Here is a 12,801-nt window from a genome sequence, read left to right as displayed (position 1 = left end):
CCATAAAGAAAAAGGTCAACCAGAAAAATCTGGCTAACCTTATATTACGATCGGGCCAGATTGTAGAGGATATCTTCTAAGAAAATTGTAAAATAGATGGATGTTGTGAAGGAATGTATTTAAGCTAACGGACAGAATAGTTCAACAAGATTTTTAATCTTTATGGTAAAATATGTTTAGGGGAGGGGGATTTAAATGACAACTTTTTTCTTAATACTTATGGGTTTCTTTATCGTTATTGCAAATATTATTGGATTTATATCCTATAAAAAAAAGAAAAATCTATACTTTGCTGCCTTTATAATATTACTACTAGCAGTTTTATTTGGTGCAATCGGTGGTGCACTAGCAATATTTATTATTCGTGATCCCTTTGCAATGTTTTATGGCATGCAACTGGGACAGTATTTAATAGCAAATAGTGTGATCGTTTTTATTATTGCAATTTTAGTTACTGTAATAAAAAAATATAACAACGGAAAAGTATAATTCATGATTGATTATATTCAACTCCCATGAAAATAAAAAATGAAAAAAGGGCATGAAAAAATAGACCCAGAAAAACCAGTTTTTAAAAAAAGGCTGAGCCTCTTGAAGAAAGAGTAAGATGAGGAAGGAAAAGAAATCTATCATTAGTAGGTTTACTAGGGAGGAAATCAATGTTTTGGAGCATTGTAGCTGTATTATTTATCTTATATGTCGTATTTAGCCTTTCGACAATTAAATATCAATTAAAACAGATTTCAAAACATCTAAATATCAAAGATGTTGGAATACAAAGGGTAAGCGATGATGAAATCGAGAAAGAATTGGAGGATAATTCAAAAAGGTCATAATATATTGTTCGGTGGATATTGAAGTAGCTAATTCAATAGTCGGGCGCTTTTCTGTAACAGGAACAGCGCCTATTTTCATTATAAGGCCATTTATTTGAATAAGACTTTAAAGAAAATTGGATATGTATGTTAGAGTTTGGAAGCAGATTGTGAAGTTTTGTACTTAAAGTAACTGGCAGTTTTGTTTAAGATGGAAAAGCTTAACCCTTCAGTGAAATATTTGTTTAGCAGGTTAATCGAAGAACAATGTAGAATATATTAAAAAAATAATCTTAATTACAAAAGGAGAAAGAAGCTGCTTAAAATACAATTTCCTCAAAATATCAAACACTAAGATTAATTCATTTAACATATTAAATAAAGGAAATATAGAGTTTGAACCAAATCAACTTTCTAAGTAAAGGTTTAATGAGGAGCAGCTATGGCACCATTTGTAAAGGAAGAATTTATGAGGAAAAAGAGATGAAAATGCAACTAAGAGCTGATTTAATGTTACTAATGATTACATTTTTTTGGGGTGCATCTATCCTACTTACTAAAATTGGTCTCAATTATCTGCAAGAATATAATTTAATCTCGTTACGATTTTTTATTGCTTTTCTTTTATCAGGGGTCGTTTTCTATAAACACCTATTTAAAACCGATTTAAAAACTGTAAAATATGCTTTTATTTTAGCTGTAATTTTGTTTATAGTTTATGTTTTTGCTACATTCGGTACAAAGTATACATCTATTTCGAATGCTGGTTTCTTATTTAGCCTCACAGTCATTTTTATCCCAATATTATCATCTATATTTTTAAAGCAAAAGCCAGAAAAAAAGGTTGTGTTTGGAATTGTTTTGGCCATTTTGGGAATAGGTCTACTAACATTAAATAAACAATTACAGATAGGTTATGGTGATATATTTTGTATTCTTTGTGCTTTGTTTTATGCAGTTCATATCATGATTACGGGATCAATTGCTAAGCATGTTAATCCCATTTCACTTGGAGTTTTACAACTCGGTTTTGTAGGAGTACTCAGTTTCATTTTTTCAATATTAATGGAAACACCCAAGTTTCCTGCCAATTCTGAATCATGGTATTCAATCTTAGCATTAAGTATATTTTGTACGGCAATCGCTTTTATTGTTCAAATAATTGCACAGCGACATACCACACCTACACATACAGGTCTTATTTTTACATTAGAACCTGTTTTTGCAGCAGTATTTGCATTTATTTTCACAGGTGAAACTCTCACATTTAAAGGTTACTTAGGTGCAACACTCTTATTAATAAGTGTACTCATTGCTGAACTAGATTTTAAAAGTTTTATAAAACTAAAAAATAAGGAGTATATAGATAAGAAGTATATAGAATAGGTATTTTGTAAGGGAACATTAACATGCATCTATGTTTTGTCAACAGCCCCTTCAGCAGACAATCGAACTATACTAGCTTTAGAGTGCAATTACTCGGGGAGACGAGTATAGAAGGCTTACATGGAACTGGCTCAAAGAAATATACAATGTCCTTCGTTTGATTTGCCATATGTTAATGTTTAAACCAAAGGTAATAGGGAGTGCTTTACATGGAAAACACTATACATTATACAATTGAACCTCCTGAAAATTTTAAACAATTACAAAACTTATATGAATCTTTAGGATGGAACTCACTTAATTTAACTGTAATTGAATTAGAACAATTGTGTAATCAAAGTTGGTATACAATATATGCTTTTGAAGGACAACAGTTAGTGGGGACGGGACGTGTTATATCTGATGGTGTGATTACTGGAATTATTTGCGGATTATGCGTGCTACCGAAATATCAATCTAAAGGTATCGGTAAAGAAATGCTGAATCGAATAATTCAACATTGTGAGCAGAATCGCGTTTTTCCACAACTTATGTGTGTAGAAAATTTAGAATCCTATTATGACTCTTTTGGGTTTAAGAAATTTTCGATTGGTATGTCAAGAAATATAAATCGATAAATGCTTAATACCGAACTTGATTTTTGCAGAGTTGAAGATAGAAGTTGTTGTATTAAAAATTTGGCATTGTTGAGCTATCGGGTGCCATACTTGAAGAAGAGAGTATGGCTTTCCATTGAATCAGATGTTGGAGCGGGATTTTCATCAACGTCTTTGGCTTATTAAAGTCCGAATATTTTATCTACAAGAATTAGAGAGTAGAGAGGACTTTAAGAGAGAACTAGAAAAGTATATTTACTATTACAATCACAAACGAATAAAAGCAAAACTAAAAGGATTGCGCCCTGTGCATTACAGAGTTCAATCCTTGATAGCTGCAAAAAATTAATGTTTAACTTTTTGGGTTCACTTCATATCTAAAATGTTTGTCCTTTTATTATTAACTGTTTAACCTATCTAACCTAAATATAAAAATATACTCTGAGCATTTGATATTATCGTTTCGCTTATTCCCGTTACATCAAATAGAAAGGTTCATAAATATCTTTTTCAAATTTTTCTTGTTTATGCGGATAAAATAAAGACGTACAGCATCATATTGTTAGGATTTTCTTCGGGTTAGAGAACTAAATCTAATTTTTTATTTAAGTTTATTATATTCTTCTTTAATCTTTTCAACTGTTATCTCGATTTGCTCTCCCCAATGATCATTTTTAGTACTAAAAATAATATTTCCGTCTTTATCAATCATGCCATAACCTCTATAAGCTACACCATTTTTCTTCATTCCCATTTTTTCAATTAATTCTAATTTCGGATCGGAAAGAAAGGAGATACTATGTCCAAAAGTTTTTTCCAGTTTATTCTGTAATGTACGCAGCTCTTCTGGGGAATCTTTGCTAATTACAAACATTTCAATATCCATTCCATACAATTTATTCATATTTTCATGCAACTGAACCAGTTGCTTCTGGCAGAGAGTTCATTTATATGTTGTTATAAAAAAGAATACTGCTGGTTTTTCTAACGGAAAAGTTACCTCTGTTTGTTCGTGATTAAATAAAGTGATTGGTTCGATAGGTGTCTTTTGTCCAAATGCTGATAATATTAGAAAAGAAAGTAAGGACAAAATTATTATTTTAGTTTGCATTTTAAACTCCTTTCTTATAAATTTAAAAAACAGATTGGGATTATCTGATTGGAATGGGGCTAAATAATCCCTATGTGGAAAAACCATAATATTCATCCCCATTTTTTCTTTATTAGAATGAACAAAACAATGAAACACTATCCAAGTTTTTTTCTAATTAACCCTTCAAAAGATTCAAAACTACTTCTCACTCAAAAAGGGCTTTGTCATTTTTTGGCTAGTGAGGATGATTTTGTTGTATATTTGTGAAAAAGTGTACTTAAGCTAACAAGTGCTTTAGTGAAAGAAGAATTAATTAATTTTAAAGACTGAGACCATGATTTAGTTATTCCATTATAGGGCGCAATTCTGCAGCAGAATTGTGCTTTTTCCTTATGTTTAGGACCATATAATGGAATCAGATAAGGGATTACATAAGGGGAAATCGAAGTTAATTTAGAGTTATGTCATTTTATTCGGTAATTTAGAGTAACTATTTTATGTAAGGAGGGCTGTAATATGAGTCTTGGAAATATAGGTACCTGAAAGGTGTACAAGAAAGGTATAAAAGACCGTTAAAGGCATTAGGAAAGGAGGAGTAAATAATAATGAAACGAACGATGCGCGTCCTAATTTCCGGTGCTAGCATTTCTGGTCCGGCACTTGCTTACTGGCTTCACCAACACGGATTTGACGTGACTGTAATAGAACGTGCACCCTCATTGCGCCCGGGTGGTTACGGGGTTGATATCCGTGGGGAAGCCATTACGGTGCTTAGGCGGATGGGTATACTCGAACAAGTTCGTGCTGCTGACACGAACATGAATGGTGTTTATTTTGTGAACAATAAAGGCAAGATCGAAGGTCAAATAAGCGAAGCGAGTCTGGGGAACCAGCAAGGACTAGACATCGAAATCATGCGTGACGATCTTAGTAACATTTTGTACGATTTAACCAAGGATACAATCGAATACATTTGGGGCGATTCTATTACGGCTATCCATGAGACTGAATCTGGTGCAGAAGTCCAATTTATTCATGGAAAACCGCAGACATTTGATCTGGTCATCGGTGCGGACGGGCTACATTCCAATGTTCGCACCTTGAATTTGGGCGACGAAGCACAGTTTAAACGTACGCTTGGCTGTTATATCTCGATATTCACCCTCGAGAATTACCTCAACCTTGACCACCGCCAGCTGTTATATACGATGCCAGGCAAAACTGTAGGTATATATAGTGCCCGTGACAATACCGAAGCAAGAGGGATGCTCTTGTTCCAATCAGAGACATTGAAGTTTGACCGCTATGATACGGAGTCTCAAAAAAAGCTTGTAGAAAATGCCTTCATAGGCCACACGGGTTGGGAAACCTCGCATCTACTTAAAAGGATGAAAGAAGCAACAGACTTTTATTTTGATGAGATTTGCCAGATTCATATGCCGACATGGTCAAAAGGTCGGATTACGTTGGTAGGTGATGCGGCATATGGCCCATCTCCCCTATCAGGTCAAGGCTCAAGTCTGGCGCTCGTTGGAGCTTATGTATTAGCTGGCGAACTCAAAGCTGCGCAAGGTGATTATGCCCGAGCTTTTGTTGTCTATGAACAAGAAATGAGAAAGTTTGTTGAGAAAAATCAAAAAATAGGATTAATGGCTGCCAGAAGCATGATTGAAAAATCAAACTTCAAAATCTTTCTACGTAATTTAATGTTGCGCATACCTACCCTTATGGTCGTACAATTTAAGATAATTTCGAAAATAATTGCAAAAGCTGCCAACGGTATTGAATTGAAAAATTATTGATATGGATTTTATAAGATATCTATGCTGGTTTCATTTGGTGTTTCCTCTGCGCTTGAATTCAAAAAGGTAAACATAACATTCTCTTAAAATTTGGTGATGTATTACCTTAAAGGGCGCATTTGAGGAGTAGGAATTACGCCTTTCTTTATGAAATGGGCCATTATGAGTATCAATCTCAAAAAAGAGTGGATATTTGTGTAAGTAAATGAAGACAGTACCTGCTAAAGGTTGGAGGATTGAATGTTTTAATGGTGAATGTTCTGGAGAAATCTTACCCGATATAGAATAATCAATCTTCAATTATCGGGCGCTTTTTGAAATATGGAAAGCGTCTTTCTTCATGAAAAGGCCAGATTGCTGAATAACATTTTTATTATTTCGTAAAAATTGTGAAGAAATATACTTAAGCTTACGGAGCAGGATAGTTTAAGAACTGTTATCGGACTATTGGTCTAATTTATTCCTAATATTCGTATTTATATTAAGGAATAAAACGAATCTGAGGTGGATAAATGAAAGCCATTGTGTACACAAGGTACGGTCCCCCCGATGTTCTTGAACTAAAACAAGTAGAAAAACCTATTCCGAAAGAAAATGAAATCTTAGTTAAAGTAAAAGCCACAACCGTAACAGTAGCAGATATTAGGTCACGGAGTTTTACAGTTCCTCCTGCTTTTTGGCTACCCGCACGTATAACACTAGGTTTTAGACAACCCAAAAAAGAGATATTAGGAATGGAGTTAGCTGGAGAAGTGGTATCAGTTGGAGAAAATGTTAAAAAGTTTAAGCAAGGAGACCAAGTTTTTGCGGCATCCTTGGTTGGATTTGGTGCTTATGCCGAATATAAGTGTTTGGAGGAAGATGGACCTATCGCTATTAAGCCTTCCAATATAACTTATGGAGAAGCTGCTGCCATTCCTATTGGTGCTCGTACAGCATTGTATTTTCTTAAGAAAGCGGGTATAAAGAGCGGTCAATCGGTTTTAGTGTATGGTGCTTCAGGAAGTGTAGGAAGTTATGCAGTTCAGATTGCCAAATATTTCGGAGCAAACGTTACAGGGGTATGCAGTACCACAAATTTGGAATTAGTAAAATCTCTTGGAGCTGACAAAGTAATTGATTATAGAGCAGAGGAGTTTTCTAGTACAGACGAAACATATGATATCATCTTTGAAGCGGTAAACAAGAGTTCTTTTTCAGCTTGTATGAAATTGTTAAAGAACAATGGTACCTATATAAATATTACTGAACCGCTACCAAGTGTTCAAATGCTATGGACTAAATTGACGAGTAACAAGAAACTATTATTGAGTCGAAATCCACCTGAAACTTCAGAAGCATTAAACTTCCTTAAAGAACTTGTAGAGATGGGAAAGTTAAAAGTGATCATTGACAGATATTATTCGTTTGATGAGATTGTGGAAGCTCATAGATATGTGGAGAAAGGACACAAGAGGGGAAATGTTGTCATAATTGTTGAACATAACAACAAATCCTAATATATGAAGCACAAAATCACGCCCCCAAGGTGAATAAATTTGTAGTGTAAATCACCAAATTATGAATAATAAGATTGTGAAGAATTGTACTTAAGCTAACGGGTACTTTAGTTGAAGATAGAGCTGCGAAAGGCAGCTCCTCGTTCTTATTGAACTATTGGGGTAGGTTATTTCAAGATGAATCGTCTCGTCTTAATTAAAAGTTCAAGAAGAATAAGAGTGTATCAGAAAGCATATTATTATTCCAAGGATAAAATCCTGGGGGAGGTCGAAATTTTGGATAAACCATTTTTTCGTCGGGCATCTGGTGATAACACAATTTTGTTTTTAGGAAACAAAGTTTCTGTCTTAGTTAGCGGAGAGGATACAGAAGGCAGATATACGACTATTTTAACTGAGGAAAGAAAAGGGTTTGAACCACCACCACACACTCATTTGAGAGAAGATGAAACTTTTTACGTTCTTGAAGGTCAAATAACTTACTACATAGCTGATACTGTTATTCACGCCACTCCAGGAACGTATGTACATGCTCCTAAAGGGATTAAACATACCTTTAAAGTCAACACGCAAACTGCAAAAGTATTACTAACTGTTTACCCATCTGGATTCGAGCGTTTTATTAATGAGCTTAGTGAACCTCTACCTCAACAATTACCTCCAGCTCCAGGTGTTCCACCTAACCCTAAAGAAATTCAAACCTTGACTTCGATAGCAGCGAAATACGGGATTGTGATGAAATAAAGAATAATGTTGCGTTCTAGTAGTGAATAGCCTCATTTAGTAGAGATTTAACTCGAGAAACTCCCCTTCAAAAAAAAGTGGGAGTTTTTATTATTGTTACTAGATTGTGAAAAATACACTTAAACTATCGGGTGCGTTGATCCAAGAAGGATTAATGCACCTTTTTGTTGAAGTTATTCAACGAACGGGCAGTTTACTTTAACAAGAAGTAAAATATTAATAGTAAAATTGGTTAAAAGGGAGGTTCTGATATGGAACTACGTTTGCCTAATAGTATCAAAAGATTTTATTGGCTTCTATTTCCTTTCATAATGGTCTTAATCAGTATTCAAAATATCTTTAATAATTGGGAACTGCATTACTATGGGTTCAATGAATTTGAAGATTTCGGAAGACTTTTGTTTGTTCTTGGAATGAGTGCTTGTGAAAGTGCTTTAATAGTAGTGTTTTTATGGTGGATAATAAAATTCGCAAAGAAAATCTTAAATAATCCGAACAATTGAGCTAACGGGTGCAAGAGTTAAACAAGGTGTTGCAGCGGCAGCATCTTTTTTCTTTTGTGCTAACGTGGCAGTATTGTTCAATAATCAAAGGGAAACATTGAGAAAAAAGGTGGAAAGTATATGAATAATTATCCCCAATTGACACCGTTAGGGAAATGTGGAAGGAATTTAAAAACCAAAATTAAATTTTGTAACATTACTAATCATCACTTCGTACTGAAAATAAGAGGGGCAATTTAATTTGAAGATTAAACAATTTATAATCTTGTTTATTATTTCGCTATTACTTTCTGCTTGCAATATTGGTGTTAAGCCAAAAGAACATTTAGGAGAAATATATACTGTTGCGCTAGACGCCATATTGGAACAGGACGAAGCATTAAGTAGTGAGATGAAATATATAGCTATTGATATGAGTAATTTCGAGCTATTGGATGAAAATGGTAAAAAGGAAATTATTAATTACTTTAAAGAAAAATATAAAGTTGATGTAATAGATGCGACTTTTGAGCAATTGGAGGAAAAAGGATTGTATAATCCAGATACAATGGCTTTGGAAGGCGTACTTCTTAGAATAAAAAAAGTTGATTTTAAATTTAACAAAAATATCTTCTTTGAGGGTTCCAAGTATCGTTCGGGTTTAGGGGCGGTTGGAGTGGAAGTTACAGTTCACTTTAAGGATAATAAGTGGAAATCAAAAGAAGCTAAAATGACTTGGATTAGTTAGTACCGAATTGAACTAACGGGGGCTATTCTTCAAAAAGGAGAATGGCTTTTTCTTATTGAAGTAAAGGGAGATTGGTAAAAGAAGGGTTATCTTACATTTAAAATAATCTGAATATTACGAAACCTAATGGTGTGTTTTTCGTCTAATATATGAGGAGGTTATTATGAAAAAAATTATATTATGTTTGTTTTTAATAGGAATGTTAGTAGGTTGTTCAGAAAAAACAAAAACAGTAAAAAAAGAGGATTGGGAAGTAAGTCCAACTTTTAATATTCCTGTTACATTTGGAGATGGAACAAAAGGAGCATATGTTTTGGTTGGAGAGGAAGGAAGAATTGGATTTTTAGTTGGCTCTGGTAAAGAGGGAGAAGCGGAAGCTCAAGCAATTATTGCAGGAAAAGGTAATAAATATATGTGGCATTTTTGGGGAGAAAAAGAAGAATTTGAGGGAAATTTAAAAGTTGTTGGCATTAACGAAAAAGGTGAAGAACACAAAGTCCTTATTAGAAATGCGGGAACACCTAATAGTGAAAAAGTTTGGGAATATCCAGAAGTTGGAGTAAGTCCTAATAATGGAGCTGACACACATGTTCCATCAAATATGGAATTTCCGACAGAAGGGTTATGGAAGCTAAACGTTTATATTGGTGATAAATTATTTGGTGAAATTACTGTAAATGTTGAAGAAAGCTAATTTTTTGTTCGACTATTGGGTGCGTTTCTGTAAAAAGCAGTAGTTTCTTTTGGTAATATTAAAGGGGGGATGGATATGTTTTTCTTTAATAAAGAAGATGTCTATATAGGATTTTCAATGGAAGAATGTTCAAAGGTAAGAGCAATTTTAAAAAGAGAAGGCATTAAATATACCGTTAAAGAAATTCAATAAAAAACTCCATTTTCAGGCAGCCGTCAAAGGTTGTCTTTTTTATTCTATAATTCCCATTGCTAATGGACATTTTAATAATTGGAGGTGATATTATGACAGAAAAGGACTATCAAAACGTTAGTTTAGGCGGAAAGATTGTTAAGGAAAAAGGTGATGGTGGGGATCAAGTTCACGGTCACGAAAAGGAAAATAAAAATGGAAAATTTAATACTAATCCTAAAGTTGATTTAAAGTAATGATTACGAAGCATTTGACAGAGTGTTAGCTGGTTTTTCTTGATTTACAGCCTATTCGGCTTCCCATGATTAATCTTATATAATTTCACTGTAAAAGCTCCAAAAGCTTAAAACGGACGTTTATGGGCTTATAATTCACGTTGAAATTATTTAAGCCACCAATGATGGTGGCTTAAATATATCCAGGAATCATATCTTTAATTTCTTCTTCGGCATTTTCTAAACCAGCTAATAGAAGCTTATGAATCTTAAGCAAACGGGGGCGATGCTTCAATTACGAAGGATCTCTTTTTCATAACGTGGCCAAGAGTTCAATAAGTGCGTGCCATTTTCAGCAGCTGCTGATCTTCAGCAATTGGGCGCTTTTCTGAAATAAGGAAAGCGTCTTTCTTCATGAAAAGGGACATTAAATGGAGGAAGAATCTCAAGAATAATTGTGTTGTGAAATTTTGTACTTAAATTAACGATGCAGTGTAGTTTAATAAGGAACTTTGTTAAAATACATTTAAAAAAGTGGAAGGCTAGGTAGGAAGATACATTATGGAAACCACCATTATAAAAATAGATAAGGAAAAAGCTTGGGAATTGAGGCATAGAGTCATGTGGTCCGATAAAGCCTTTGACTACATCAAATTAGAAGATGATGATTTAGGTATTCATTTTGGTCTTTTTAAAGAAAACATACTGATTTCTGTCATCTCCCTTTTTATAAACAATGAAGAAGGTCAGTTTCGAAAATTTGCAACTCTTCAACAAGAACAAGGTAAGGGATACGGAAGTGCATTGCTAGACTATTTAATACAGGAAGCACAGAACCGTGGTGTGAAAAGAATTTGGTGTAATGCTAGAGTGAATAAAGTGAATTTCTATAAAAAATTTGGGCTAGAAGAGTCGGATTGTAGGTTTACAAAAGGCGGTAAATCTTACGTGATAATGGAGAAAGACTTGTAGTACAATATCGTGCCTGCTTTATCACATGTAAATTGTGAAGAATTGTACTTAAAGTAACGGAGCAGGATAGTTGAAGAAAATTGACTGTTGCGGCAGTCCGTCCTTTTTTTCAATACCGTTATAAGTTAAAGGAGAAAATTTGTTGGAATTATATTATTTTCCATTGGTAATCCTAAGTGAAAATGCGGGAAAAGAGGATTAGTTATGACTACGAATAAAGAATTAAATCCAATGAATGTGATGAAACCACTAAATTTAAATCCAAAAATATCGGATGAGAACAAATCTTTAACGACTTTTGAAATGGGGAAACTCTGGGCTACCTATATGGGAAACAGCATGTCAATTCAAATCTTAAGCTATTTTCTTCAACATTGTGATGATGAAGATATTAGGATGCTATTGGAAAATGCTGTGGCTTTATCAAAGGATTTCACACAGAGAATAGAAGGATATTTTAAAAAGGAAAATTTCCCTATACCGCTTGGATTTACTAAAAATGATGTAAATCTTGGCGCCCCCCGTTTATACGCAGATGAATTTTACGTTCACTATTTAAAATATGCTGCTAAAGCAGGTTTGAGTCTTTACGCAGTTGCAGTTCCATTGGTATTGAGGGAGGATATAAGGGAGTTTTTTATTTATTGTAATCAATGTACTACCGTCCTTTTAGGGCAAACTAATAATATACTAATGGGAAAAAAGTTCATTGCAGTGCCTCCTATCATTCCAACACCAGATGGAATTGATAAAATCGATAAACAAAGTTACTTAAGTGGTTTTACAGGAGATGTCCGACCATTACAGGCATTAGAAATTATCCATCTTTGGGATAACATTGAGAATAATGTAACAAGTTTGGCATTATTATTGGGATTTCATCAGATGGTTCAAGATAAAAAGATAAAGGCTTTGTTTAAAAGAGGCTTAGACATGACTAATAAAGCTGTAAAACAATATCAGGAAAAACTACACATTGAACACCTTCAATCACCGTCGTATTTAGACCATTTGGTTACAACATCTACATATTCACCGTTTTCCGATAAAATAATGTTGTTCCATAAAGTGGACATGTTCGCAATGAAGATAAGGTCTTTTGGAAACTCACTTGCGGTAACTGCGAGAAGAGATATAAATTTGTTGTATGCAAGAACTCTTATGAACATTGGCTTATTTGTTGACGACGGTATGAATATCATAATTGATAAAGGTTGGTTGGAGTCACCGCCAGAAGCTTATGACAGAACTTAAGATAAAATTTGGAATAGCGTGAACAACTTCAATTGAAAGCTAGGCGAAAAGAATTTAGAAAAGGAATAGAACAATGTGGCGAACAGTAAAGAAGCGTTGTTATGGAGTATTGCACTCCCAGGATTCGGTCAATTTCTAAATGGTAAACCAATAAAAGGTATCGTGTTTGTGTTTTTAGAATTTCTAAAGAAGAAATTAAATTCCGTTCTTCAACAAACGTGAGCTTTACTTCAATAACATTATTCAACAAAACCAGCTAATAGTTTGTCAACATTTTTCAATAAAAAACTTTATTTATCCATGCTATAC

At 33.9% G+C, this 12,801-nt stretch carries 15 protein-coding genes and 2 pseudogenes; 15 read left to right on the top strand and 2 right to left on the bottom strand.

Annotated features, from left to right (window positions below; all coding sequences use genetic code 11):
* Positions 1-195 precede the first annotated feature (195 nt).
* The 5 genes and pseudogenes from BGM26_RS07710 to BGM26_RS07690 all read left to right on the top strand — a co-directional run.
* Positions 196-489: a 3-isopropylmalate dehydrogenase gene (locus BGM26_RS07710; protein ID WP_217039199.1), complete on the top strand. Its 294-nt coding sequence runs from the start codon at positions 196-198 to the stop codon at positions 487-489.
* A 170-nt stretch (positions 490-659) separates the two neighbouring features.
* Positions 660-836 carry a hypothetical protein gene (locus tag BGM26_RS07705; RefSeq protein WP_170289669.1) on the top strand — a complete coding sequence of 59 codons (177 nt, stop codon included), beginning with the start codon at positions 660-662 and terminating at the stop codon, positions 834-836.
* Between the two features lie 462 nt (positions 837-1,298).
* Positions 1,299-2,201, top strand: a complete 903-nt coding sequence (locus BGM26_RS07700; RefSeq protein ID WP_217040698.1) for a DMT family transporter — start codon at positions 1,299-1,301, stop codon at positions 2,199-2,201.
* A 209-nt stretch (positions 2,202-2,410) separates the two neighbouring features.
* Positions 2,411-2,818 (top strand): GNAT family N-acetyltransferase, encoded by a 408-nt coding sequence (locus BGM26_RS07695; RefSeq protein WP_217039198.1) that lies wholly within the window; start codon positions 2,411-2,413, stop codon positions 2,816-2,818.
* A 146-nt stretch (positions 2,819-2,964) separates the two neighbouring features.
* Positions 2,965-3,146, top strand: a pseudogene (locus BGM26_RS07690) (IS3 family transposase); the annotation flags it as partial.
* Positions 3,147-3,398: 252 nt separating this feature from the next.
* Here the strand turns inward: BGM26_RS07690 and BGM26_RS07685 are convergent.
* Positions 3,399-3,725: pseudogene (locus tag BGM26_RS07685) on the bottom strand (redoxin domain-containing protein); the annotation flags it as partial.
* 15 nt (positions 3,726-3,740) lie between these two features.
* Positions 3,741-3,995 carry a hypothetical protein gene (locus BGM26_RS07680; protein ID WP_217040798.1) on the bottom strand — a complete coding sequence of 85 codons (255 nt, stop codon included), beginning with the start codon at positions 3,993-3,995 and terminating at the stop codon, positions 3,741-3,743.
* Positions 3,996-4,495: 500 nt separating this feature from the next.
* On the opposite strand from BGM26_RS07680, the gene BGM26_RS07675 reads away from it, so the two are divergent.
* The 10 genes from BGM26_RS07675 (at position 4,496) to BGM26_RS07630 (ending at position 12,714) form a co-directional block, all read left to right on the top strand.
* Positions 4,496-5,692, top strand: a complete 1,197-nt coding sequence (locus BGM26_RS07675; protein ID WP_217039196.1) for an FAD-dependent monooxygenase — start codon at positions 4,496-4,498, stop codon at positions 5,690-5,692.
* A gap of 512 nt (positions 5,693-6,204) precedes the next feature.
* Positions 6,205-7,191 (top strand): NAD(P)-dependent alcohol dehydrogenase, encoded by a 987-nt coding sequence (locus BGM26_RS07670; RefSeq protein ID WP_217039195.1) that lies wholly within the window; start codon positions 6,205-6,207, stop codon positions 7,189-7,191.
* 276 nt (positions 7,192-7,467) lie between these two features.
* Positions 7,468-7,935 (top strand): cupin domain-containing protein, encoded by a 468-nt coding sequence (locus BGM26_RS07665; protein WP_217039194.1) that lies wholly within the window; start codon positions 7,468-7,470, stop codon positions 7,933-7,935.
* A 251-nt stretch (positions 7,936-8,186) separates the two neighbouring features.
* Positions 8,187-8,438 (top strand): hypothetical protein, encoded by a 252-nt coding sequence (locus tag BGM26_RS07660; protein ID WP_217039193.1) that lies wholly within the window; start codon positions 8,187-8,189, stop codon positions 8,436-8,438.
* 241 nt (positions 8,439-8,679) lie between these two features.
* Positions 8,680-9,165, top strand: coding sequence for a peptide ABC transporter substrate-binding protein (locus BGM26_RS07655; RefSeq protein ID WP_217039192.1), 486 nt, complete (start codon positions 8,680-8,682; stop codon positions 9,163-9,165).
* Between the two features lie 163 nt (positions 9,166-9,328).
* Positions 9,329-9,859, top strand: a complete 531-nt coding sequence (locus BGM26_RS07650; RefSeq protein WP_217039190.1) for a DUF4871 domain-containing protein — start codon at positions 9,329-9,331, stop codon at positions 9,857-9,859.
* Between the two features lie 284 nt (positions 9,860-10,143).
* Positions 10,144-10,287 carry a hypothetical protein gene (locus BGM26_RS07645; protein WP_217039188.1) on the top strand — a complete coding sequence of 48 codons (144 nt, stop codon included), beginning with the start codon at positions 10,144-10,146 and terminating at the stop codon, positions 10,285-10,287.
* A 540-nt stretch (positions 10,288-10,827) separates the two neighbouring features.
* Positions 10,828-11,238 carry a GNAT family N-acetyltransferase gene (locus BGM26_RS07640; protein WP_217039186.1) on the top strand — a complete coding sequence of 137 codons (411 nt, stop codon included), beginning with the start codon at positions 10,828-10,830 and terminating at the stop codon, positions 11,236-11,238.
* Between the two features lie 204 nt (positions 11,239-11,442).
* Complete coding sequence (locus BGM26_RS07635; protein ID WP_254119129.1) at positions 11,443-12,492, top strand: DUF3231 family protein; 1,050 nt, start codon at positions 11,443-11,445, stop codon at positions 12,490-12,492.
* Between the two features lie 75 nt (positions 12,493-12,567).
* Positions 12,568-12,714: a hypothetical protein gene (locus BGM26_RS07630; protein WP_217040797.1), complete on the top strand. Its 147-nt coding sequence runs from the start codon at positions 12,568-12,570 to the stop codon at positions 12,712-12,714.
* The last annotated feature ends 87 nt before the right edge of the window (positions 12,715-12,801 follow it).

It is taken from the genome of Bacillus sp. FJAT-29790 (genome assembly GCF_019039215.1).
Taxonomy (GTDB): domain Bacteria; phylum Bacillota; class Bacilli; order Bacillales; family Cytobacillaceae; genus Cytobacillus.
Note: the sequence above shows the minus strand (reverse complement) of the source record. Positions and strands in the feature narration are given on the sequence as shown.